Genomic DNA, 23,627 nt, shown 5'->3' with positions numbered 1-23,627 from the left:
GCGCCAAGGCACTTTTGTGGCCTTCACTCCTCGGCTCGGGGTGCGTCAAGGCACTTTTGTGGTCTTCACTCCTCGGCTCGGGGTGCGTGAAGGCACTTTTGTGGCCTTCATTCCTCGGCTCGTGGTGCGCCAAGGCACTTTTGTGGCCTTCACTCCTCGGCTCGTGGTGCGCCAAGGCACTTTTGTGGCCTTCACTCCTCAACTCGGGGTGCGTGGAGGCATTTTTTTGCCTCGGCTCCTGTCTCTCCAGAGTTTCCCCATTCGAACCGTCGACAAATGAACTTGAACAACGCGCTCCGAAGCTTTAGACTCGAATTATGGCCGCTTGGTTAGGAAAGCGAGGGGAACGTACAATGATCGTAATAGGCTTGACCGGGTGGGGGGATCACGATTCGCTGTACGCGCCCGGAACGGCGGCGAAGGACAAGCTTAAGGATTACGCCAGGCATTTTGCCATTGTGGAGATGGACAGCGCCTTCTATGCGGTGCAGCCTCCGGACAGAATGGCGCGTTACGCGGAGGAGACCCCGGAGGGTTTCGGCTTTGTCGTCAAAGCTTACCAGGGGATGACGGGACACTTGAGAGGCAAGCCGTATTACGACAATGACAACGATATGTACGGCGCGTTCCGAGACAGCTTGACGCCGCTCCGAGAAGCCGGGAAGCTGACGGCCGCGCTGTTCCAATATCCGCCCTGGTTCGACTGCAATAAGGAAAACGTTCGTTTGCTGCGCGAGACGAAGAAGCGAATGGAAGGCTTTCCTTGCGCGCTCGAATTCAGGCATCAGAGCTGGTTCGCTCCCGAGATGAAGGAGAAGACGATTGCGTTCATGCGCGACGAAGGCTGGATTCATAGCGTCTGCGACGAGCCGCAGGCGAGCAGCGGCTCGATTCCGACCGTTCCTGAGGCGACCTGTCCGGATTTGACGCTTGTCCGCATGCACGGCCGGAACGTTGGAGGCTGGAATCAAAGCGGCAACGCCAACTGGCGAGAAGTTCGCTATTTATACGATTACAACGAGAGCGAGCTGAACGAATGGGGCGCAACCCTTGCACGGTTGGCGGAAGGCAGTCGTATCGTCGGTGTCATTTTCAACAATAACTCTGGCGGGCATGCGGCAGGAAACGCCAAGCAGATGATGCGTTTGCTGGGACAGGCCGTATACGAGCTTCCGGTCGTTCGCGAGCCGGAGCAGCTTGATTTGTTTAATTTCTAGCTAAGGCGGAACAAAGGCGCAGCGAAGTATACGCCATTTTCGCGCTGTTTTTTTGTCGTTCCTTCCGATTTACGCGAGGGAGACAACGAATAAGGATCAGATTAAGGAGCATTTTTCTTTTTATAACGGAGGGGGACGCTAGTAATGGAGACAGCTAAAATCAAATTTGATCGCTTTCCAGGCGGTGTGCACCGGGCGGTTACATTCAGCTTCGACGATGGGCGGGAGTATGACCGCAGACTTGTCGCGGCGATGAATCGCTACGGGTTGAAAGGAACCTTTCACCTGAATTCCGGCTTCTTCGGGAAGGAAGGGTACATTCGCGCAGAAGAGGTTGCCGAGCTATTCAGAGGGCACGAAGTATCGGCTCATACGGTTGACCATCCGTTTCTGGATCAATCGCCCGACGACCAGATCGTACACGAAATTATGACGGACCGCGCGGCGCTGGAGGAACTGGTCGGATACCCGGTGCGTGGCATGAGCTACCCTTTCGGCACCAGCAATGACCGCGTCGTAGCCATATTGCCGTCGCTCGGCATCGAGTATGCCCGCACCACGGGGAGCCATGGCGAGTTTCGGATGCCAGACGATCCGCTGCGCTGGCATCCGACCTGTCATCATAAAGAGGGGCTTCAAGCGACTGAACGTTTTTTACAGTCACAGCCTCACCAGAGTCGGATGGAGCTGTTGTTCATATGGGGACATAGTTACGAATTCGAGCATGACAACAATTGGGAGCTGATGGATCAAATCGGTGAACGGCTTGGCGGCCATCCTGCTATCTGGTCTGCAACAATGGCAGAGTTGATCGCTTATCGCAGGGCGCTGGATGCACTGCGATTCTCGGTAAATCGGAAATTGGTACATAACCCGTCCGCCATCGAAGTATGGTTCAGCGTTGATGGGGAACCGGTGAAGGCTGAACCGGGAGCGACGCTCTCATTATAGGCTTTTTACCTGTTCGGGTTTCAGGAGGGAGATAGCATCGGAGGGGAGCTTTCGGAATGCAATGAGCTTCCTATTCATTGGTTTAACCTATATAAAGACGAGAGGATTGGCAACTTATGCTTAGATTCGGCATCATCGGAACGAACTGGATTACGGAGGATTTCATCGACGCGGCAAAAAGAAACAACGATATTGAGCTGACTGCGGTCTATTCCCGAACAGAGGAGAAAGGCCGCGCGTTCGCGGACAAGCATGGCATTCCGCACGTGTATACGGATCTGGAACGGTTCGCCTCCAGCGCGGAGCTTGATGCCGTCTACATAGCCAGCCCGAACGCGGCTCATGCCGATCAAGCCATCATGTGCATGAGCAAGGGAAAGCATGTGCTGTGCGAGAAACCGTTGGCCTCCAACGCTCGCGAGGTGCGCCGCATGGTCGAGGCTGCGAAAGGGGACGGCGTGCTGCTGATGGAGGCGATGAAGTCGACGTTTACGCCGACGTTCCGCGCGCTGCGGGACAATCTGCATAAAATCGGAAAAGTGCGCCGGTACTCCGGAAGCTACTGTCAATACTCTTCGCGCTATGATCTGTACAAACGCGGAGAACTGCCGAACGCCTTTAACCCGGCCCTGTCGAACGGCTCGCTGATGGATCTGGGCGTCTACTGCCTCTATCCGCTCGTAGTACTGTTCGGAGCGCCGGAACGCATTCAGGCTAGCGCCTATATACTGGAATCAGGCGCGGACGGAGCAGGCAGCCTGCTGCTCGGCTACGAGGGAATGGACGCGGTCGTCCATTATTCGAAAATTGTGGATTCCTACGCCAGCGCAGAAATTCAAGGGGAGCTCGGCACGATCGTATTCGATAAAATCAGCCGCCCGGACAATGCGCACATTCGATATCGCGACGGTTCGATCGAGGAGCTGACGCAGCCTCAAGAAGATAACGCGATGTATTACGAGGTACGTGAGTTTGCGGATTTGCTCGCGGCCGGGAAACGGGAATCCGACATCAATTCCTATGACAGCTCGATTAAGGTGATGGAGCTGATGGACGAAGCCCGCAGGCAGACGGGACTCGAATATCCGGCGGACAAGGAGTAAGGCGTGTCGACCGTTAATCGGCTTCGGGCATTCAATTCTGTACTTCGCAGACCGGAGGCTGGGTGATCGAAGAGTTCGGCGGAGCCGTTTTGTACCGCGGCATGGCCGGTTTCGCGTTTCTCGGGCTGCTGTTTGGCCTCTACCTGGTCAAGCGACCGTCCGCAAATCTAGCGCAGCGAGGCGAATAATCGTGGAAAATAAACAAATCGGAGTTATCGTGGAGCAAGGGCCGCAGCAATGGGCGATCGTGCAGCAGAGAAACGGAGCGGCATCTATCGGTTTGTCCGGCAAGTGGCGCATGGACGAGCCGGTTCGCAAGGCTCAGGCTTATGCCCGCGTCATTCGCGAAGAGAGCGGGGAGACGGTCGTCGATTGGACGATGGCGGAGATGACGGAGGAAGGCGGCTGGAGCGTCGTCTTGAACAACGTTCCGGCAGGCGGCCTGTACCGGATCGAGACATGCTTGCAAGTCGACGGCAATCCCGCAATGGAATGGGCCTTTCGCGGCGATATGATTCATCATGTCGGCGTCGGCGATCTGTGGATTATCGCCGGTCAGAGCAATGCGGCCGGCTACGGCAAAGGACCGGTTAACGATCCGCCGGAGCTTGGCATCCATTTGCTGCGTAACAACGGCAGGTGGGACCTTGCTACCCATCCTTTTAACGAATCGACCGATACGCTTCATATCGTCAATCGAGAGATGGCAAACCCGGGCCATTCTCCTTTTCTCGCTTTTGCCAAGCTGTTGAAGAAAGAGACCGGCTACCCGATCGGCCTCGTGCAGACGGCGCTTGGCGGCTCGCCGCTGAAGGCGTGGAACCCTGGAGAGGACGGGAGGCTTTACCGCAACATGCTGAGCATCGTGCGTGAGGCGGGCGGTTTGGTAAAAGGGGTCGTCTGGTATCAAGGGTGCAACGATTGTTATCCGGGAGAATACGAATCTTACGGAGCGCGTTTTCGGCAGATGGTCGAGCGGTGGCGGGCCGATCTGGGCGAACCGGAGCTCCCGTTCGCCACCGTTCAGTTGAACCGTTATACGCGAATCGACACGAAGGAGGAGGACGACCAAGCGTGGGGGCTCGTGCGGGAGCATCAACGACAAGCGGCTCGCGACGTTCCGCATGTGACGGTTATTCCGGCGATCGATTGTCCGTTGTCCGACGAGATTCACAACAGCCCGGCCGGCAATCTGCTGATCGGCGAGCGCATGGCCCGTGCGGTGCTGGCTTCCGTCTACGGCAAAGATGTCCATTTCCGGGCCCCGGAAATCGCCGACGCACGCTATTTCGTCTCCGATGACGGAAAGCCTGCCGTCGAGCTTGCCTACGACCATGTCGGAGGACATCTGCTGACGATTGGGCCAAACCAGCCGGTGTTTACGATCGAGGACGAGGCTGGCCGGGCGGAGATTGAAGCCTGGTCGATCTCCGGGAGGAACGCAATCCGGATTAAACTGAAGCGTCCTCTCGAAGGTCAGGCTTTTCTTCATGGCGGATTCGAGAGAAATCCTGCCGCCTTCTTTCCGGTCGATAGCTTGACTTACATGCCGATGTTGTCGTTTTATCGCTATCCTGTTCACAACTGAGAAAGGCGGTGCCGACGATGGCGGATACTCACGTCTATACGAAAAAAGAAGAGATCGCCAACGCGATCACGCACGGGATCGGAACGCTGCTCAGCATTGCCGGACTTGTGCTGTTGATCGTCTTCGCAAGTCTGGAAGGCACGGCTTGGCACGTCGTCAGCTTTACGATCTACGGCGTAACGATGCTGTTGCTATACACGGCTTCGACGCTTGTGCACGCTTTTCCGGAAGGCAAGGTCAAGGATCTGTTCGAGACATTCGACCATTCTTGCATCTACTTGTTCATCGCGGGCACGTATACGCCGCTTCTGCTGGTAACTCTGCGTAGCCCGCTTGGCTGGTCGCTGTTCGGGGTGGTCTGGGGGCTGGCGATAGCCGGCGTCGTGTTCAAAGCGTTCTTCACAAAAAAGTTCTTGGTGCTGTCTACGCTGTTCTACGTTCTGATGGGCTGGTTGATCGTCTTCGCCTGGAAACCGCTGAACGCGCTGCTCGTTCCCGAAGGGCTCAGACTGCTGATCATCGGGGGGCTGCTCTACACGATCGGCTCCGTGTTCTACGTGTGGCGCGGTTTTCCTTATCATCACGCGGTCTGGCATCTGTTTGTCGTCGCGGGGTCCGTGTTTCATTTCTTCGCGATCCTGCTGTACGTGCTGTAACCCGTTGTTCCTCATGGATCCTATCCTTGCCGCCTGTCGACTATTATTAAGGGATTGAAGGTGATCACATGGCCAAACGAAAAACTTTACCCAAGGATTTTGACGCTTTGATTGAAAAAAAGGATATCGAAGCCTTAAAGGCCGTGTTCAGAAAATGCGAGTTGGATGCTTACAGCGGCAACTATATGAAAGAGCCGGCGCTCAGTTGCTTCAATATCCCTGATGAATGGGTGCGCTGGCTGGTAGAGCAAGGGGCCAATATTAACGCCGTCGATGCCTATGGCAGGACCCCGCTGCATGCACATTCCATGCGAATGAGCGGAGATGTGGAAGTGTTTTTGAAGCTGGGCGCCGATGTTGAACTAAAGGACAAATATGGCGATACGCCGCTGCATATGGCCGCAGGTTCTGCCAACTTTCGTTGTGTGCAACAGCTAGTTAATCATGGCGCCAATATTCGGGCTGTGAATGAAGGCAGGATGACTCCGCTGGATAAAGCCCTTATAAACGGTGGCAACATCCACCTTGCCAACCTCGCGAAAATATCGGACTTATTGTTAAGCAAGGGTGTGGAGATAACCGAAACGATGCGGGCAGCGGTGACGCGTTTAGGCGAAAATTTCGAGTTCCATAGAGCCAACTTCAACAAAGATAGGTTTGCGGAGACGGAAGAAGGGTTGTATCGCTTGTACGAGCTGTTTGCGGTAGAACCTGTTGCCAGACGGCAAATGCACGACGGCAAAGCGCCGATCCTGTTGCAGAAGCAGAACTGGAAGGAAAATTTCAGCGATTTGTGGGCTTTGCTGGTTCCATCAAGCGGTTCTGCGCAAACGGCGCAAGGCGAGGTTGTCCGGATCGCAGGCAAGGTGCGTGATGAAATATTCCGCAACGGCGGCGGAAACTGGGGGCCCTATTTTAAAAAAATGCTGGATAAATACAAGGAAGTGCTCGCTGCCGGGAATCCGCTGCCTTCCGAGTTGCTGGATGAAGCGGGGCTGGTGGTCGACAAGGTTCGAAGAAGCGGCTATGGCGATGGCGATGAGGAGTTGAACCGTTTATGCGAATGGGCTGTGATCTGGGTTAGTCAAAATCCCGACCCTCTCCCGTTGGGCAAGACCGATTATTGAGCAAGGGTGAACCGGGCCCCTTCCCTTCCAGTCGGGTACGATCAAACGTAATGGACATTCGCTGCCAAGGGACAAGTCCGTTACCATTTCCGCAGGTTAATGATAAAGAGGCGAGGGCGCCGGTTTCGAGCCGATTGCAGTCATCCTATCGATAGAAACCGATTGCTTTCACGTTCTTTCTATTGCTATAATCAAGTAACTTACAGATGTTACATTTGCACAATTGGGAGATAACAAGATGGCAAACATTCGATTGCTACAAACGGCAGTTGAGAAGGAATCGGCAATACGGCTGGCGGACAGCGTATTCCGCAATGAGCGGCAGATTTCAATGGGGACAGCCTATCCCAACGTTTTTTCATTAAGTCTGGGACAGTCGTTCGGTGCGTTTGAAGAAGACAGGCTGGTCGCTTTTATGGGCTTTGTTCCCGCGATTATACAGATCGGGAAAGCGAGATTGCGCATCTACTCCGTTGGGGCAGTGTGTACGCATGCGGAGGCGAGAGGGAAAGGGTATGCAAGCGGCTTAATGTCCGCGGTTATCGAGCATGCCCAGGCATCGGAAGCCTCGTTGATTCTAGTGTCCGGACATCGCTCTCTCTACGAGCGAGCAGGTTGCTATCCGTTCGGCAGTATGAAGCGCTATTCTTTGTCTGCCAGGAATGTTCAGGGGGCAGCTTCCGGAATTCAGGTGAGGAGATGGCTGCCTACGGATTTGTTCCGACTGACCGAATTGGCCAGGGCGCGATTCAGCTGTTATGAGCAAAGCTTGACGGATATAGCCGCATTGATCTGTAGCGAAGCTTATGCAAGCAATGTTATGTTTCACCATCAAGTATGGGTTGCCGAACAGGGCGGGCAAGTTAAGGCTTTTGCAGTAATTGCGGCTCCTGACGAGGGCGACGTTTCAGAGTCATTATCCGCACGTTCCCCATTCGTAGTGGAGTGGGCCGGCGATACCGAGGCGCTATGTGCGATCTATGCCCATAACCTTGGAGCGGGGGTGTGGGATCAGCTTGAGGTTCAAGTCAATTGGTACGAGCGGCAGTTGCATGAATATTTCCGAGCGATTCCGAGCGAGACGTTGCAGAATTCAGGTTTGATCCATTTGGTCAATCTGCGGCAGCTATGCGTTCAACTGGAACCGTATTTGATGGAAACAAATCGATCGGCGTCGGAACTGGAGGCGCAGTTGGAACCGCTCGACGATGAGCGGCGTATTCGAGCTTTATTCGATCCGCCTTCCTCCGGTCATCCCGAAACGGAAGATTTGCCTTTGCCGTTTCCGTATACCGTGGGATTAAATTATGTGTAGGCATTGAAGTGTAAGATGCATTTGATCGCGAGCGAGGGATAGTTATGAATAAACCAACAACGATACATGATATAGCCAGAGCGGCCAATGTCTCATCGGCGACGGTGTCGCGCGTACTCAGCAATAGCAGCTACCCGGTCAGCAAGGCAAAGCGAGAGCGTATATTGTCGCTTGCCGAGGAGATGAATTATGTTCCGAATCTGCTTGGCCGGCAACTGAAGGGAAGCAAAAGTACAACAATCGGGGTCATTGTTCCTTCGATTATGAACCCGTTCTACTCGTCTGTCTTGTTCGGGATTGAAGAGATTGCCCGGCATAACAATTTTACTGTCATTGCTTGCAATTCGCTTCATGATCCGCTGCTGGAAGATGAATATATACGGACGATTCTGGAGAAACAAATTAAAGGCGTTGTGATCTCCTCGATCTCCAGCGACAAGTCTCAATTTAAGAGCATGATTAAAGCGGGCGTACATGTAATCGCCATTGATCAGAAGATTGAAGAAGATCAGATCAGCCAGATCGAATTCGACTACCAGAAAGGGGGGCACTTGGCGACGAAGTTCCTACAATCCAAAGGGCATACGCGGATCGGCTATGTGACTTCGAAAGTCGATCGGCCAAGCCGCAAAAGCATCCTGTCCGGTTACATGGAAGCGATGAAGCTGGAGGGGCTTGAACCGCTGGTGGAAGAATCGAAGGCGGACTTCGTCGACAATGCCTTATCGGAATTCGATACAGGCAAGATGCTGACGGCGAGGCTGCTAGGCAGGCCCGTACCGCCGACCGCTATATTTGCTTGTAACGATATGATGGCGTTCGGCGTCATTCGCGAATTGTCGGAACGGAATATCCGCGTGCCGCAAGACATATCGGTTATCGGCTTTGACGGCATTGATCTTGGTCAGATGATTAATCCGCAGCTAACGACAATTAAACAGCCGGATTATGAAATGGGCAAGCTTGCTTGCAAAATGCTGCTGGATAAGATGAATGGAGCGGATGTGCCCGCGTATGATATTATTCTTCAGCCGGAGCTGCTGGAAAGGGGCTCTGTCGAGCCGCGATAGACTAGAGCTATGGCAGGTAAAGCTCTACACACTAAAGTACTCGATTACTAAATACAATGTTTAAAAATGGATTTATGAGTGATTTCACATAGAATTATTGACAGAAAAGTTGCCTTGAAAGGGTTTCCATGCTATAATCCAAATAGAAATCGATTACTTTTACTTCTTTCTGTGGACGTTAACGATTTCTGTTATCCCGATTAAACGCAATTTATAAGACGAAAAGGGAGTTGGTAGGTTTTGAAAAAGAAATACGGGTTATGGACGACTATGTTAGCTATGTCTCTAGTGTTCACGGCGTGTTCGTCTAACAACGGCGGTTCTGGGAATTCGCCGGCCGCGTCGCCATCGAACGCATCCCCGCAAGCGAGCGAGTCGTCGGCGCCGCCATCGAGCGAGCCTACGAAACAGCTATCGTTGACCATCGGTTTGCCGGGCTCCTATGATGTTACGAAGAAAGAGATTATCGATCAGTTCATCGCCACTCATCCGCATATTACAGTCAAGGTTGAAGACGCGCCATGGGGCGATTTCGTATCCAAGATCGCCACGCAAATTGCCGGCAATTCAACGCCCGATGTGTGGTTCCAAGAGAACGCTACCATTCTGGGCTATGGCAAGCGCGGCGTTGCCGAAGACTTGGGGCCTTACATCGAGCGCGATCTGAACGCTTCGGATTATATTGATGCTCTATTCTCGGCCAAGACATCGGAAGGTCAAGTGTGGGGAGTTCCTCACGGTATTAATGCGGTGGCGTTGGCTTACAATAAGAGCGCTTTCGCAGCGGCCAACGTAGATCTGCCGACAGACGATTGGACTTTCGCCGACTTGATCGAAGCGTCGAAGAAGCTGACGATCAAAGAAGGCAAAGATACGAAGCAAGTCGGGTATATCGGAAATACGTCGATTGCAACGGGATGGTTCCCGTGGATCAAGCAAGCGGGCGGCTTGGTTCTCGACGATACCAAAACGAAATCGATGCTTAACGATCCGAAAACGCTCGAAGGATTGAAGCAATTGCGGCAAGGCATCGAAGAAGGCTACTTTACGAATAACGACTTCATAAAAGTGAACGGCACCGAGATGGACGTGTTCGCAACCGGTAAAGCGGCTATGTACCTGATGCAATACAGCCAGCAAGTCGGAATGAATACGAGCTTCCCGGATGCGGATTGGGATGTCGTGAAGGTGCCGAAAGCGGTAGACGGCAATCGCTACGTGCCGATGGTTACAAATTCCTGGCTGATCTCGTCCAGAGCATCGGACGATAGCAAGGAAGCGGCATGGCAATTCCTGAAGTTCTATCTGGGCGATGAAGCGCAGAAGATTGTTGCGGAAAGCGGTGCGTCGATCCCGGTCAAAAAATCCGCTTACGAAGTGTTTGGAACGAGCACAACTAAGCCATTGAACAAAAATGGCTTTATCGAAGGCGTATCCGAGGGCGGCGTAACGACGGATGAGAACGCGAGCTGGGCGGAGTGGAGATTGCTTGTTCAGCAAGAGGTGAATGATGCGGTTGTTCAAGGGACGAAGAGTGTAGAAGACGCTTTGACAGCCGCTCATAAGAGCGTTCAGCAAGTGTTGGACGAAAATCAATAATCCATCGTTCGTATATCGTTGAAAGGTGCTGCCTTGTTGGGGCTGGCGCCTTTCAATGCGTAGAAAGGCAGGAGCTTTATGCGCAAGCAAAATTACTGGGGTTATCTATTTACGCTCCCGTTCGTCATTAATGTCGTTGTATTTCTAATATTTCCTGTTGCTTTCTCCGCCTATATTTCCTTTACGCAGTACGATTTGTTTAACGCTCCCAAGTGGGTGGGGTTAACAAACTGGACGACGATGTTTCATAAGGATGAATTCTGGATTTCGATGCGAAACGTGTTTGCATTTGCGCTAATTTTCGTACCCATGCAAACGCTATTTGCTTTTTTGATCGCATTTTTGTTAAATCAGGCGATTCGGGCCAAATCCATGTTCCGTTTGTTCTATTTTATGCCAGTTGTAACGCCTTGGCTTGCGGGCGGCGTGGTCTGGACTTGGATGTTTAATTACCAGTACGGGGTGATCAACTGGTTTCTTAGTCTGTTGCATATCGATCCTATTCATTGGATAGACAATAAATCGTGGATTGTCGTCATCGGCAGCGTTGCGCTTGTGAACGTGTGGAAGGGCGTAGGGCAATCGATGATTATATTGCTTGCCGGCATGCAGAACGTACCTAAGGAAGTGCTGGAAGCAGGCCAGATCGACGGCGCCTCCGGCTGGAAGCAGCTTACGCACATTGTATTCCCGATTGTAACGCCGATGGTTTATCTCGTTGTCATTCTATCAACGATATCCGCGTTTCAGGCGTTCGATGTATTTCTCGGGATCTTCGGGGGAATCGAAGCGGGCATTTCACGAGAGATTATGATCCCGAATCTTGTCGTATACCGCGATTCGTTCATTCTATTCAAAATGGGGCCTGCATCCGCGATGGCTTGGATACTATTCTTTATTATTCTGGCTGTGACGCTGTTCCAACGGTACTTTGAGAAGAAGTGGGTGCATTATGACTAGATCTACTCCCCTCCCGATCAAAATGATCATTTACCTGTTTCTGATAGCCGGTGCAATCGTCATGTTTTTCCCTTTCGTTTGGATGGTTTCTACATCGCTGAAGACAACCGGGGCATTGGCCGCGATGCCGCCGCAGATCATTCCCGATCCCGTCGACTTCGGAAATTTCACCGAGGTTTGGAACAAAGTTAATTTTGAACGCTATACATTGAACAGCTTTATCATCGTATTCTTTGACATGATCGGGGCGCTTCTGAGCTGTGCGGTCGTCGCTTTCGGACTGGCCATGTTCGAGTTCAAGGGCCGATCTCTGATCTTCATTACGATGCTGGCGACCTTGATGATCCCCGGTCAAGTGACGATGATCCCGACCTATTTCATCTGGAAGCAATTCGGCATGCTGAACACGTATTATCCGCTTATTATTCCAAGCTTTCTGGCCGGCGCGTTCGGAATCTTCCTGCTGCACCAATATATCAAGTCGCTGCCGAAGGAGCTTTACGAATCGGCTGTTATCGACGGATGCAGTCCGCCGGGCATTTTTGTCAGAATTTATTTGCCGCTGTGCAAACCTGCACTCGCCGCTCTCGGCGTTTTCACCTTTATGGGGGCCTGGAACAATACGCTGGGGCCGCTCATTTATTTGCAGACGAAGGATTTATACACGCTGCCGCTTGGCATGCTGTATTTGAAAAACCAGACGGGGAGCGTAAGTCAGGCAGTCATTATGGCGGGCGCGGTCATTACGACGCTGCCGGTAGTCGCTGTATATCTGGTTGCGCAGAAGCAGTTCGTGCAGGGCATCGCTTCGACTGGAATGAAAGGATAGGAGAGAACAATGGTGACGAAGAAAAAATACGTGCTTGTCGGGGCTGGCGGAAGGGCATTGTATATGTTCGCTAAGCCGATGGCGACGGAGCTGCGAGAGTATGTGGATTTCTGCGGTGTGTTTGATCCGAATCAGGCGCGGGCGCGGCTGCTGAGCGAAGAATGCGGTCAAGTGCCGGTATATGCCGATTTTCATCGCATGCTAAGCGAGGTCAAGCCGGATGTTGTCGTCGTCGCGAGTACCGACTACACGCATCATACCTATATTATCGAGTCGCTTCAGGCGGGGTGCGATGTCGTATCCGAGAAGCCGATGACGATTGATGAAGAGAAGACGCGGGCTATCGTCGAAGCGGAACGGAGAAGCGGCAAGAAAGTAGCGGTAACGTTTAATCTGCGGTTCGCTCCTTATTTCGCCAAAATCAAAGAGTTAATTATGGCTGGAACGATTGGCGATGTCTATCACATCCAGCTGGAATGGTTTCTCGATCGCGATCATGGCGCCGATTATTTCAGAAGATGGCATGCGGAGATGAAGAACAGCGGCGGTTTGCTCGTGCACAAGTCTACGCATCACTTTGATATTATCAACTGGTGGGTGGACAGCAGGCCGAAGCGACTTCAGGCATTCGGCGATCGGCGTGTATATGGGGATCAAGGTCAGGGCGGCCCTAAGGGCGAGCGCTGCATGACCTGCGACTATCAAACAACCTGTTCATTCTATAAAGATATTACGGCGGACTCGTTCATGAACCAATATTATGTCGGTGCGGAGCATGAAGACGGCTACTGGAGAGATCGGTGCGTATTCGATGAGCGCATCGATATTTACGACACGATGAGCGTCAATCTGGAATATGAGAGCGGAGCGGTTCTGACGTATTCCTTGGTCGCTTACAGTCCGTATGAAGGTTGGAAAGCGACGATTAATGGGAGCAAAGGGAGATTGGAAGTTGGCGAGACCTATCGCAATGCGGATATGAGTGCGGCGAACGCGAGTACAATTACGCACATTAAGCTGGACGGCACTACAGAGCGTATTCAAGTCGCAACGCAGCTTGCCGGTCATGGCGGCGGAGATGAGAAGCTGCGCAAAGCGATATTCATAGGCGGCGTCGAAGACCCGCTCGGCCAACAGGCAGACAGTCTGGCAGGGGCAGACTCATGTTTGATCGGCGCTACCGCTAATCGTTCGATTGCGGAAGGAAAATTACTTCAGGTGGCTAATTTGCGATGATCGACTCTATTCGTGAACTTGAACGGTATATATGCTCGCTGTACGAGACGAAGGACCAGCTCAGTCGGCACATCTATCAACGCGCAGACCGGGCTTTCGAAGCTGGCGATGCGGCGCGAGATCGCATCGATAGCCCGGAGCAATTAGCGGCGCGTCGTCAAGCGATGAGAATGGCATTTATGAAGTCGATGGGCGGCTTGCCGATAAGTGACGCCTCCCTAAATGCTTCCGTTACGAATGTAATCGTCGGCGAAGGTTATTCGGTGGAGAATATCGTCTTCGAAGCCAGACCGCATGAATATGTGACGGGTAATCTGTATTTGCCCGAGGAGCGGGCGGAAGTCGCCTCCGCAGTCTTGTTTCTGAACGGTCATGAAGAGGAAGGCAAGCATGGCTTGTATTATCATGAAGTCTGTTTGCGTATGGTGCAGGCGGGGCTAATTGTGTTCTCCATCGACCCGATTGGACAAGGCGAAAGATTATCGCTGCTACGAAATTCGGAAGGGCAAGAAGTTTGGGGAACTGGAGAACACCAGCGTCTAGGCGTTCAATGTTATGCGCTTGGACAGGGGTTAGCCCGATATTTTATCCACGATGCGATGCGTGCGGTGGATTATCTACTCTCGCGTCCGGAGGTAGATCGCACCCGTATTGGCGTAACGGGCAATTCCGGCGGGGGGCTGCAGACGGCGATGATGATGGTTTGCGATGAGCGGATTGCGGCCGCTGCGCCAGCTACTTTCATTATGAACAGACAGCAATACATGTATGCCGGCGGTGTTCAAGATGCGGAGCAGATCTGGCAGGGATTAAGCGGCCTTGGCTTCGATCATGAGGATTTACTGTTGGCATTTGCGCCGAAACCGTTGCTTGTCTGCGCCGCTACGTATGACTTCTTCCCGATTGAAGCTACGCGGCGTACGGTTGAGCGTTGCCGAAGATTCTGGGAAATGCTTGGAACGGAAAAAGGGTTACGCCTGATGGAGGATCAATCTGTCCATCGGTATACCGATAATCTGGCTATTGCGGCGACGGAATTCTTCGCCGAGCATTTGCTAGGGTGCAATGAAACGGAGCGGGAAGCGTATCGGAACAGGGCAAGGCAGAGCAAGCTTGCGCCGATTAACCCCGAACTATTGAAATGTACCTCCGGCGGACAGGTCAAGCGGGAATATGCCGATGCCAGAACGCTGAGCGATACGTTCGCGATTCAGGCTGCCGAGCTTGCGCGGGCTCGTGCTTCCGCTGTGAATGAACAGTCTCCTGCTGCAGAGGAATGGTTGAAGAACATAGTGCTGAAGGATCGTGAACTGTGTCCGCTGAACCCCCGATTCGTTCAATTGGGGTCGCTCGAGGGTGTCGGCACCCAGTACGCGCTATGGTGGTCGCAGCCTGGAGTCATGAACAGCGGGTATTTGTTTCGCGCCAGCGACGATACGGACAATTCGACAGGCGGAGACCCTACTTCAACAATAGCGATCGCGTTATGGCCGGGCGGTACGACGCAGTTGACGGAGCGGTGGGATTGGATTCGATCCATGTGCGCCTCGGGGCGCCAAGTGCTTGTGCTGAATGTTTCCGGGGAAGGGCCTCATGAACCGGGCCTGCTCTATGGCAGACCGAACGATCATTTCTTCGGGATGATGCATAAGCTCGCGGATGAATTGATCTGGCTTGGGGACAGTTTGGCTGCATTACGGGTCTATGATGTGCTTCGCGCGGCGAATTTTGCAGCGACGTTATACGAAACGGGAGATTGCCGAATCGAGTTGTATGGCGTCGGTTTGTTCCGTGTCTATACGGAGCTGGCGGCTCGGTTGGATACGAATCTTCTAAGTAAGCCGTTGTTCGATGCCGACGAATCCATTCGCATGTCGGAGTGGCTGGCGCAAGGTATAGCGGATGAACGCGATGTGATGAGCGTCGTTCTACCTGGAATATTGCATCACTACGATTTACAGATAGACCAATATGAATAGAACGGATGGAGCTTGTATGAAACCAATTACAATTACGATAATCGGCGCAGGGCTCCGGGGAATCCGATACGGTGAATATGCACACACGCGTCCGCAAGAAATGAAGGTTATTGCTGTCGCAGAGCCGGATGATTTCAAGCGCAGTCGAGCTCAAGAAGCCTTCAACCTTCGGGAAGAGAAGTGTTTCACAAGCTGGGATGAGCTGTTCGCTGCGGGCAAACAATCCGATGCGGTGTTTATTTGTACGCGAGATCGGGATCATTATGCGCCGGCAATAAAGGCGCTGGAAGCCGGCTATCATGTCATGCTGGAAAAACCGATGTCGCCAAGCTGGGCAGAGTGTATCGAGCTTGAGCGGATCGCGGAAAAACACAACCGTATTCTTACGATTTGTCATGTGCTCCGTTACGCCCCTTTCTTCCAGACGATCAAGCAACTGTTGGATGGAGGACGAATCGGCCGGTTGATGTCTATTCAGCACAATGAGAATGTCGGCTATTGGCATCAGGCGCATAGCTACGTGCGCGGCTACTTCAACAGCGCAGAGAAGTCCAGTCCGATGATTCTGGCCAAGTCGTGTCACGACATGGATATTATCCAATGGTTTGCCGGCGGCAAATGCGAGAGCGTCTCCTCTTATGGGCACTTGTCTTATTTCAATAAAAACAATGCGCCCGAGGGAGCGCCGGAATACTGTATTGACGGTTGCCCGGTCGCCGATTCTTGCCTCTATTATGCGCCGAATACGTATATGATCGAGAACGGCGGATGGAAGGCGGAGGCCGCTAGCACGGATCCAAGCTTCGAAGCGAGATACAAGTCGATGAAGGAAGGTCCGTTCGGTCGCTGCGTGTTCCAGAGCGATAATGACGTAGTCGACCATCAAGTCGTCGCGATGGATTTCGATAATGAAGTTACGGCAGCCTTTACAATGAGCGCATTTACGGAGAAGTGCAATCGTACGCTCAAACTGATGGGGACGACGGGCGAGATTCGGGCAACGATGGAAAGCGATGAAATTGAAATCCGTCCTTTCGGTACGGGACGGACTGAATTAATCAAGCTGCAACCGGCGGAAGGGCATGTCGGTCATGGCGGAGGAGACGGACGTCTTGTGCAGGACTTTGCGCGAACGGTCCGCGCGGCGGAACTCGGGCAAGGCATGCAAACGAGCCGCACATCAGCCAAAGAATCGGTGCAAAGTCATCTGATGGCTTTTGCGGCCGAACGTTCCAGAGTAGAGAAAAGAATGGTACAACTCGGAGAATTTTATCAGGAGGGCAATTCGAATGAAAATTAACATCCTTGAATCGGCGGATCAATCGGGGTTAGAGGCGGCCAGAGAAAGTGCAAAATTAATTAATGAAGCGATATCGGTGAACGGGACAGCCAGAATTGTACTTTCAACGGGGGCATCGCAATTCGAATTTCTGCAGCATTTCGTCAAGATGGATATCGCGTGGGACAAAGTAGAGATGTTCCATCTGGATGAATACGTCGGTTTGCCGGAGGCGCATCCCGCCAGTTTTCGCAAGTATCTCAAGGAGCGCTTTTTGCAGCATGTAGATGTAAGGAAGTACTGGCTGGTAGATGGCGAAGGCAATCTGAACGAAGTGCTGGACCGGCTTAACGAAGAGATCGGCAAGGCTCCGATTGACGTGGCGCTGATCGGAATAGGCGAGAATGCGCATATTGCCTTCAATGATCCGCCTGCGGATTTTGACGACGATCGACCTTTTAAAATCGTGGATTTGTCGGATACTTGCAAAATGCAACAGGTTGGCGAAGGATGGTTTGCCACGTTGGAAGATGTGCCTAAGCAAGCCATTTCGATGTCGGTTCAGCAAATACTGAAAAGCCGCAATGTCATATCGGTTGTGCCTCGTCAAGCAAAAGCTCGTGCAATTATGGATACGTTGAAGAACGGCATTGACGTTAACATTCCGGCCACTATTATGAAGTCGCATGCCAATTGGAGTCTATATCTGGATAAACAATCATCCTCGCTAGTTTACGAGTGGTGCTAACTGCTGCAGGTGGAGGCGATGCGGGTGACATGGCAGGGCAGGTTGACGACGACAGGAGAAGCGGTACAAATTGAGACGGCAAACGGCGTAATTACGCAAATTACCCGGTTGTTGCAGTCCGACAGCCGTTTGCCTTGGGTTTCGGCAGGGTGGACCGACTTGCAGGTGAACGGTTTTGGCGGGTATGACTTAAACGCGGAGCAAACGACGACGGAGGACATTGAAGGCGTGACCAGGGCGCTTCATGCCAAGGGAGTCGCAGCTTACTTGCCTACGGTCATTACGGGAAGCTTTGAGCGAATGCATCAAGCGATGGCGATCATTGCTCGATATTGCCGGACGAATTCGTACGCCAGCGCTTCAATTAAAGGCATTCATATGGAAGGACCTTATCTGTCCAGCGAGGATGGGAGCAGGGGGGCGCATCCGCGAGCTTACACGAGAGACCCGGATTGGGACGAATTCATGCGTTTGCAGGATGCGGCGGAAGGGCGGATCGTCATGGTGACGCTCGCTCCGGAAAGAGAAGGTGCGCTTGCGTTTATCGAACGACTGGCCAAGTCGGGCGTAGTGGTTGCTATCGGACATACGATGGCAACCGCTCAGCAACTGGATGACGCGGTTCAAGCCGGAGCTGCGGTATGCACGCATCTGGGCAACGGATCGCATCCGGTGTTGCCGCGTCATCCGAATTACATCTGGCATCAATTGGCGGACGATCGTCTATGGGCGACGTTTATTCCGGACGGACATCATCTGACTCCGCCGGTATTGAAGGCCATGCTTAGAGTCAAACGCGACAAAAGCATTTTGGTCAGCGATACGACGCAGTTCGGGGGCATGCCTCCCGGACAGTATAACAGCTTGATTGGCGGCAAAGTTGTGCTTCACGAGAACGGACACTTGCATACGACGGATAATCCGAATATTCTCGCGGGATCAGCCGCCTCGCTCGATAGAGGAATCGAGAACGCGATTCGTTATACGGATATGGATTTAACGGAAGCCGTCGAAGCCGTAACGTTAAGGGTTGCCAAGGTCATGCAGGACGACAAGGCAGGGCGGGTGCAAATGGGCAGCCCGGCGGATTTAACCTTGTTCGATTATGACGGACAGAGCGGTGCGATTGCAGTAAAAGAAACGATTGTGGCCGGGCAATCCGTCTATAGTCGGGCATAAGTAAGCTGATAACGTCTTTAGTCGTCTTGAAGCAGGCCAAGCCTCTGCGCCGCAACGACGGCCTGGGTTCGCGAAGAAACGCCGAGCTTGCCGTATAGGCGGGAGGAGTACACTTTGACGGAACCTTCCGATAGAGACATTTTTTCCGCGATCCGCTTGTTGGACTCTCCTTGGCGAATGAGGTCCAGCAGGCGGATTTCCGTGCGCGTAAGCGGCTCGACAAGAGCGGGCTGCTCCGTCGTCGCGGCTATCTCCTCAAACGCTTTACCCATAAATCGGGCAAGCAGTTCTTCCGCATAAGTCTTTGATCCCGCCGCGACTCCCGCGTCTTCCTCGCTGCTTTCCTCTTCGCTTATCCAGAACGTATATTTTCGCAGCAGCTTTTCCGTTTGCTCCTCCTCATCGAGGAACGTCCTTATATACGCGTTGGTCTCCCCGATCGTCAACGCTTCGCGTAAAGCTTTCATCGCCTGCTCCCGCCGTCCCATCCGATCGAGAAGCACGGCCTGCAGCAGGCTGATTTCCGCCTGCCCCATCCAATTCCCCTCGCGTTCCGTTTGAGGCTTTAACAGTTCGAGCAGCCGAAGCGCTTCGGGCTCCTTGCGCTGCGCCGACAGCAGCCGGCATAGCGTCAAATAATCGTATTCGCGATGATAGGAGGGTCTGTCTTTGGCCCCGACCCGCAGCTTCGCGACTTCCTTCTTCGCCATGCTTAGCGAGCCTTCCCGCAGGAAAAAACGCGCTTTGGCCGAGGTCAAGTAACCGGTCCAGATGTCATCGGACTTGTCGAGGAGAGCTCTAGCTTCGTCCAACGTTTCGTAAGCGAGTGCGCGCTGCCCGGAAGCCCAATACAGATTCGCTTGAGTAATCCGGCAAGGGACGAACAGGCCCGGCACAAGATTATAGCGCGAGGAGCGCTCGACTCTGCGAAGCAGTTCGGCGCTTTCTTCGAAGCGGTCCCATTCGTAGTAGCCCTCCGCCAAAGCCTGTAAAACATACAGACTGATCAGAGAATCACCCCAGCCGTGTCGCTCGAGCGCGCCGACGAACAGCTTCCCGATCTCCTCGGTCTGATTGGATAGCATGCCCTTCAGCCCGAAAGCGGTTCGCCGGGCCAACGGTTCGGTCAGATTGTAGTTAAAGCTGTAGAAGAAGGGGGTGTGCGGCAGAAACTCGTCCAGAATGCCATCGGAAAAAGCCATCCACTGCTCGAATTCCCCGAACATGAACAGCAGATTCGATTTGACGAACAATAAGCCACTGCGCAGCTGCCTTCGGGCGTCTTCGTCTTTCGTCTCGCGCTCCTGCGCCTCCAGCTTCGCCAGACTGCGTCCGGCGGGCTCGCGTTGGCCGGTCACGATATACAGGAAGGTTCGCAGCAGCGACATTTCCGCAGACAGCTCCGTTTCCGGAGGAAAGCAGTCGAACCATCTTAGCAAAGTGGGGAACTCTCCGAGCTTGAGCACGCTGGGAGCATGCTGGGCCAGGCAGCTTTCCGCAAGTCCGTAATCCTCCGCCGCTAGGGCGTGGTCAATCGCTTCATCGAGGAGGCCCCGGCCGGCAAAGCCTCTGGCAGCGGCCAAGTTGGCGTTCCTCCAAAGCGCGGGCTCGGCTTCCTTAACCCGATTGCGCAGAAAATCCGCGAACAGATGATGATAGCGAAACCAGGTGTCGGAGTCGTCCAGCGAAACGAGGAACAGGTTTTGCGATTTGAGCCGTTCCAGCAGGCTTCTTCCGTCCGCGCGTCCGGTGACGGAGTCGCAGGCTTTGGCGTCCAGCCGCCGCAGCGCGGAAGTGGCGTACAGGAAATGCCGCACCTCCTCCGGCAACGTGGCGACGACCTCGTGGAATAAGTAATCCGCTACATGACGGTGATGTCCTTTGAAGCGTTCGATGAATGTGTCGCGATCTTCGGCGTCGCGCAGGGAAATCGAGGCGAGCTGAAGCCCTGTAATCCAGCCCTCGGTCCGCTCGTGCAGCATGCGAACATGGCGAGATTCAAGGAAGGGGGAAGCGCTGCTGTAGAAGCTTTCCGATTCGTCTTCCGTGAACAGCAGCTGGGCGGCGTCGATCAAGGCAAGCTCGTCCCGGGCGACCCAGCGAGATACGGAGAAGGGAAGCTCGTTGCGGCCGGATAGCACGAGATGAAGATCAAACGGCTTATGCTCGATAAAATAAGCGACGCTCTCGTGAACTCGCGGCTCCGCGATCGTATGGTAATCGTCAAGCACGAGTACGGTCGGCCGGCTTAGAAAGCGCAGCTGGTTGATGAACGCATCGAGAAAGGTGCTTGTCGACACGCTGGGGAACGAGCGGATGAGCTGTTCGTATTCCTGGCGGGCGGCCGGCTCGATCCGGGGCGAGAGCGCTTCCGATACATATCTCCAGAAACGAACGGGATCGCTTTCCGTCTCTTCTAGCGATACCCACGAGGCTTCGCGGCCGCTTAGGCCGAGCCACTGGCCAAGCAGCGTCGTTTTACCGAAGCCCGCGGGAGCGCTGACGAGCGTAAGCCTGCCGTGGACTCCCCGTTCCAGGCGTTCAATAAGCCTACTTCGTTCGACCAAGCTTTTCCTAGGGAACGGAAGGCTTGTTTTGGAATAGAGCAGTACCGATTCCGGCGTTCGTGTCATGTTATCCCCGCGCTTCCTGGCGAATCTTGTGATCTCTCTATTATAACCGCTATGCCCGCGGAAGATCGACCGCCGCTTGCTTCCTTTTTCTAAGCATTCATTAAGGTTTCTTCTATAAAATGGACTGATATAAGCGAAAGGGAGAGCCTGATGAGAATTTTGGTGGTGGAGGACGACGGCCTGCTGCGAGAGGCGGTGGCGACCGTGCTTAAGGAAGAAGCCTACCAGGTGGACGAGGCCGACAATGGACCGGACGGCTTGTATTTGGCGCAGCAGCGCGTCCATGACCTCCTCGTGCTTGATATTATGATTCCCGGAATGGACGGCTTGACGGTTCTCTCCGAGCTGAGGAGGCAAGGAGCTGCGATGCCCGTGCTGCTGCTGACGGCGCGGGACGCCGTGGCCGACCGCGTCAAGGGATTGGATTCCGGGGCCGACGACTATTTGGTCAAGCCCTTTGCGACGCTTGAGCTGCTGGCGCGCATCCGTGCGCTGCTGCGCCAGCTGTCGGCTGGAGCGCCGGACGGCGAATTGCAATACGGGCAGCTCGGCTTGAAATGTCAGCACAAGGAGGCTTACGCGCAAGGGAAGCCGCTTAAGCTTACGCTGAAGGAATACGAATTGCTGGAATATTTCATGCTCGGCAGAGAGCAGATTTTGACGAAGGAGCAGCTGCTCGACCGGGTGTGGGGAATCGACTCCGACGCGGGGCTGGGCGTCGTCGACGTATATGTTCATTATTTGCGGAGAAAGCTTGCGCCGTTCGGACTCGACAGCTGCATCCAAACTGTGCGCGGAGTCGGCTATCTACTGAAGGAGAAGAAGTGATGATTAATCGTACCCGCATGCAGCTTACGATTCGGAACGCCGCCGTGCTGTCCGTCATTTTGATCGGCTTGAATTTGACGGTGTATATCGTGATGAAGCAGATGTTGTTCGCTCAGGTCGATAAGGCGATGAACGGCGTTAACGGCACGACGACGGTGGCTACCGTGTCGCCCCAGATTTCCAGCCTGAAGGGGCTTGCGCTGGATAGGGCCGTGACGTTTCGGGTTGCGCAAATGGACAGGCCCGTGATTCAACTGCTATGGACGGATGAGGACGAGGCGCTGCCGCTGCCGAATAAAAATGGATTTACCGACGAGCAATTGGAACGGCTGAAGCCGTCGAAGCTGGATGAGCTTTATACGGTGAAGGCGGGGAATCAGTATTTTCGGGTGCTTAATATTGCCAATAGCGGTCTGTCGGTATCCAGCGGCGTTGAGGATGTGACCTATACGGTCAAGACGCAGCAGTTTCTCAGCAATGTATCCGCCGAAATCGGAATGCTGGACAGGCTGCGTCTCATTCTGCTGCTCGGAGGCGCAGCAGGGCTGCTCGTGGCGATCGGGGCAGGATTTTACCTGGCCAACCGCGCGCTGATCCCCATTCGCATGTCGCTGGAGAAGCAGCAGCAATTCGTGTCGGACGCCTCTCACGAGCTGAGAACGCCGCTGTCCGTTATTCAAGCGCACGCGGAGCTGTTGCTGCGCCATCCCGATCATACCATCGAGGAGGACAGCAAGCATGTATCCACCGTTCTGCAGGAAGCCCGGCGGATGAACAAGCTCGTTGGAGGCTTGCTGACGTTGGCGCGGTCGGACTCCAATCAGCTGGAGCTGGAGCGCAAGCCGGTCCGGCTGGATCTCATCGTTCGCGAGAGCGTGAATAAGATGGAGATGCTGGCGGAAGTGAAAGAACTTATTTTGAATGCCGAGATCGATGATTGTATTCCGCTGGAAGCGGACGAAGAGCGTCTACACCAACTGCTTGCGATACTGCTGGACAATGCGATCAAGTATACGTCGGAGGGGGGCGTCGTGCGCGTCGTCTGCCGAAAATTAGCCCATACCGTGCAGCTTGAAGTCGAGGATACGGGCATTGGCATCGCGCCGGAGGATCTGCCCCGCGTATTCGACCGTTTCTATCGCGGCGATAAGGTCCGCGGGCGGGAGGGCGGCACGGGGTTAGGGCTGGCGATCGCGCGCTGGATCGTGGAACGGCACGGAGGCAAAATCCGACTCGAGAGCAAGCCGTCCGTCGGAACTCTCGTAAGCGTAACGCTGCCTTTGTAGCAAGTGATGCGAAACGGGGTTGTCTCTTAAATAGAGGGGGATGT

19 protein-coding genes are annotated in these 23,627 nt (G+C 53.7%); 18 read left to right on the top strand and 1 reads right to left on the bottom strand.

Annotated elements, in window-relative coordinates:
* The first annotated feature begins 353 nt into the window (after window positions 1–353).
* The 16 genes from J4772_RS22610 to J4772_RS22535 all read left to right on the top strand — a co-directional run bounded on the left by J4772_RS22610 (window position 354) and on the right by J4772_RS22535 (window position 18,836).
* A complete protein-coding gene (locus J4772_RS22610) occupies window positions 354–1,217 on the top strand; it encodes a DUF72 domain-containing protein (RefSeq protein ID WP_209071480.1) in 864 nt (287 codons plus the stop codon).
* 144 nt (window positions 1,218–1,361) lie between these two features.
* Window positions 1,362–2,168 carry a polysaccharide deacetylase family protein gene (locus J4772_RS22605; protein WP_209071479.1) on the top strand — a complete coding sequence of 269 codons (807 nt, stop codon included), beginning with the start codon at window positions 1,362–1,364 and terminating at the stop codon, window positions 2,166–2,168.
* A gap of 116 nt (window positions 2,169–2,284) precedes the next feature.
* Window positions 2,285–3,271, top strand: a complete 987-nt coding sequence (locus J4772_RS22600; RefSeq protein ID WP_209071478.1) for a Gfo/Idh/MocA family protein — start codon at window positions 2,285–2,287, stop codon at window positions 3,269–3,271.
* Between the two features lie 190 nt (window positions 3,272–3,461).
* Window positions 3,462–4,859 (top strand): sialate O-acetylesterase, encoded by a 1,398-nt coding sequence (locus tag J4772_RS22595; RefSeq protein WP_209071477.1) that lies wholly within the window; start codon window positions 3,462–3,464, stop codon window positions 4,857–4,859.
* A gap of 17 nt (window positions 4,860–4,876) precedes the next feature.
* Window positions 4,877–5,515, top strand: a complete 639-nt coding sequence (locus J4772_RS22590; RefSeq protein WP_209071476.1) for a PAQR family membrane homeostasis protein TrhA — start codon at window positions 4,877–4,879, stop codon at window positions 5,513–5,515.
* A gap of 68 nt (window positions 5,516–5,583) precedes the next feature.
* The gene (locus tag J4772_RS22585) at window positions 5,584–6,642 is read left to right on the top strand and encodes an ankyrin repeat domain-containing protein (protein ID WP_209071475.1); all 1,059 of its coding nucleotides are present in this window, start codon (window positions 5,584–5,586) and stop codon (window positions 6,640–6,642) included.
* A gap of 238 nt (window positions 6,643–6,880) precedes the next feature.
* Window positions 6,881–7,957: a GNAT family N-acetyltransferase gene (locus tag J4772_RS22580; protein WP_209071474.1), complete on the top strand. Its 1,077-nt coding sequence runs from the start codon at window positions 6,881–6,883 to the stop codon at window positions 7,955–7,957.
* 44 nt (window positions 7,958–8,001) lie between these two features.
* The gene (locus J4772_RS22575) at window positions 8,002–9,027 is read left to right on the top strand and encodes a LacI family DNA-binding transcriptional regulator (RefSeq protein WP_209071473.1); all 1,026 of its coding nucleotides are present in this window, start codon (window positions 8,002–8,004) and stop codon (window positions 9,025–9,027) included.
* A 240-nt stretch (window positions 9,028–9,267) separates the two neighbouring features.
* A complete protein-coding gene (locus J4772_RS22570; RefSeq protein ID WP_116061513.1) occupies window positions 9,268–10,626 on the top strand; it encodes an ABC transporter substrate-binding protein in 1,359 nt (452 codons plus the stop codon).
* A 78-nt stretch (window positions 10,627–10,704) separates the two neighbouring features.
* Entirely contained in the window at window positions 10,705–11,586 is an 882-nt protein-coding gene (locus J4772_RS22565; protein ID WP_116061512.1) for a carbohydrate ABC transporter permease, read from the top strand.
* Window positions 11,579–12,415 carry a carbohydrate ABC transporter permease gene (locus J4772_RS22560; protein WP_116061511.1) on the top strand — a complete coding sequence of 279 codons (837 nt, stop codon included), beginning with the start codon at window positions 11,579–11,581 and terminating at the stop codon, window positions 12,413–12,415. Before J4772_RS22565 ends, J4772_RS22560 begins: the two co-directional genes overlap by 8 nt.
* Window positions 12,416–12,424: 9 nt before the next feature.
* Window positions 12,425–13,651, top strand: coding sequence for a Gfo/Idh/MocA family protein (locus tag J4772_RS22555; protein WP_209071472.1), 1,227 nt, complete (start codon window positions 12,425–12,427; stop codon window positions 13,649–13,651).
* Window positions 13,648–15,630, top strand: coding sequence for an alpha/beta hydrolase family protein (locus J4772_RS22550; protein WP_209071471.1), 1,983 nt, complete (start codon window positions 13,648–13,650; stop codon window positions 15,628–15,630). Before J4772_RS22555 ends, J4772_RS22550 begins: the two co-directional genes overlap by 4 nt.
* 16 nt (window positions 15,631–15,646) lie before the next feature.
* The gene (locus tag J4772_RS22545) at window positions 15,647–16,930 is read left to right on the top strand and encodes a Gfo/Idh/MocA family protein (protein ID WP_209071470.1); all 1,284 of its coding nucleotides are present in this window, start codon (window positions 15,647–15,649) and stop codon (window positions 16,928–16,930) included.
* Window positions 16,920–17,657: a glucosamine-6-phosphate deaminase gene (locus J4772_RS22540; RefSeq protein WP_116061507.1), complete on the top strand. Its 738-nt coding sequence runs from the start codon at window positions 16,920–16,922 to the stop codon at window positions 17,655–17,657. Before J4772_RS22545 ends, J4772_RS22540 begins: the two co-directional genes overlap by 11 nt.
* Window positions 17,658–17,675: 18 nt before the next feature.
* Window positions 17,676–18,836, top strand: coding sequence for an N-acetylglucosamine-6-phosphate deacetylase (locus J4772_RS22535; RefSeq protein WP_247740821.1), 1,161 nt, complete (start codon window positions 17,676–17,678; stop codon window positions 18,834–18,836).
* Window positions 18,837–18,853: 17 nt separating this feature from the next.
* On the opposite strand, the gene J4772_RS22530 is transcribed toward J4772_RS22535, so the two are convergent.
* Window positions 18,854–21,469, bottom strand: a complete 2,616-nt coding sequence (locus J4772_RS22530; RefSeq protein ID WP_209071469.1) for a winged helix-turn-helix domain-containing protein — start codon at window positions 21,467–21,469, stop codon at window positions 18,854–18,856.
* Between the two features lie 150 nt (window positions 21,470–21,619).
* Here J4772_RS22530 and J4772_RS22525 point away from each other — a divergent pair, with 150 nt between their 5' ends.
* Both J4772_RS22525 and J4772_RS22520 read left to right on the top strand, forming a co-directional pair.
* Window positions 21,620–22,297, top strand: a complete 678-nt coding sequence (locus J4772_RS22525) for a response regulator transcription factor (protein ID WP_116061504.1) — start codon at window positions 21,620–21,622, stop codon at window positions 22,295–22,297.
* Entirely contained in the window at window positions 22,297–23,583 is a 1,287-nt protein-coding gene (locus J4772_RS22520) for a sensor histidine kinase (RefSeq protein ID WP_209071468.1), read from the top strand. Before J4772_RS22525 ends, J4772_RS22520 begins: the two co-directional genes overlap by 1 nt.
* Window positions 23,584–23,627 lie beyond the last annotated feature (44 nt).

This window comes from Cohnella sp. LGH (assembly GCF_017671885.1).
GTDB classification, from domain to species: domain Bacteria; phylum Bacillota; class Bacilli; order Paenibacillales; family Paenibacillaceae; genus Cohnella; species Cohnella phaseoli.
The sequence above is the reverse complement of the archived record's forward strand: the minus strand, read 5'-3'. Positions and strand labels throughout refer to the sequence as shown.

Coding starts and splice junctions, on each gene's coding strand:
- J4772_RS22610 (WP_209071480.1), top strand. CDS start 354: ATGATCGTAATAGGCTTGACCGGGTGGGGGGATCACGATTCGCTGTAC.
- J4772_RS22605 (WP_209071479.1), top strand. CDS start 1,362: ATGGAGACAGCTAAAATCAAATTTGATCGCTTTCCAGGCGGTGTGCAC.
- J4772_RS22600 (WP_209071478.1), top strand. CDS start 2,285: ATGCTTAGATTCGGCATCATCGGAACGAACTGGATTACGGAGGATTTC.
- J4772_RS22590 (WP_209071476.1), top strand. CDS start 4,877: ATGGCGGATACTCACGTCTATACGAAAAAAGAAGAGATCGCCAACGCG.
- J4772_RS22585 (WP_209071475.1), top strand. CDS start 5,584: ATGGCCAAACGAAAAACTTTACCCAAGGATTTTGACGCTTTGATTGAA.
- J4772_RS22580 (WP_209071474.1), top strand. CDS start 6,881: ATGGCAAACATTCGATTGCTACAAACGGCAGTTGAGAAGGAATCGGCA.
- J4772_RS22575 (WP_209071473.1), top strand. CDS start 8,002: ATGAATAAACCAACAACGATACATGATATAGCCAGAGCGGCCAATGTC.
- J4772_RS22565 (WP_116061512.1), top strand. CDS start 10,705: ATGCGCAAGCAAAATTACTGGGGTTATCTATTTACGCTCCCGTTCGTC.
- J4772_RS22560 (WP_116061511.1), top strand. CDS start 11,579: ATGACTAGATCTACTCCCCTCCCGATCAAAATGATCATTTACCTGTTT.
- J4772_RS22555 (WP_209071472.1), top strand. CDS start 12,425: ATGGTGACGAAGAAAAAATACGTGCTTGTCGGGGCTGGCGGAAGGGCA.
- J4772_RS22550 (WP_209071471.1), top strand. CDS start 13,648: ATGATCGACTCTATTCGTGAACTTGAACGGTATATATGCTCGCTGTAC.
- J4772_RS22545 (WP_209071470.1), top strand. CDS start 15,647: ATGAAACCAATTACAATTACGATAATCGGCGCAGGGCTCCGGGGAATC.
- J4772_RS22540 (WP_116061507.1), top strand. CDS start 16,920: ATGAAAATTAACATCCTTGAATCGGCGGATCAATCGGGGTTAGAGGCG.
- J4772_RS22535 (WP_247740821.1), top strand. CDS start 17,676: ATGCGGGTGACATGGCAGGGCAGGTTGACGACGACAGGAGAAGCGGTA.
- J4772_RS22530 (WP_209071469.1), bottom strand. CDS start 21,469: ATGACACGAACGCCGGAATCGGTACTGCTCTATTCCAAAACAAGCCTT.
- J4772_RS22525 (WP_116061504.1), top strand. CDS start 21,620: ATGAGAATTTTGGTGGTGGAGGACGACGGCCTGCTGCGAGAGGCGGTG.
- J4772_RS22520 (WP_209071468.1), top strand. CDS start 22,297: ATGATTAATCGTACCCGCATGCAGCTTACGATTCGGAACGCCGCCGTG.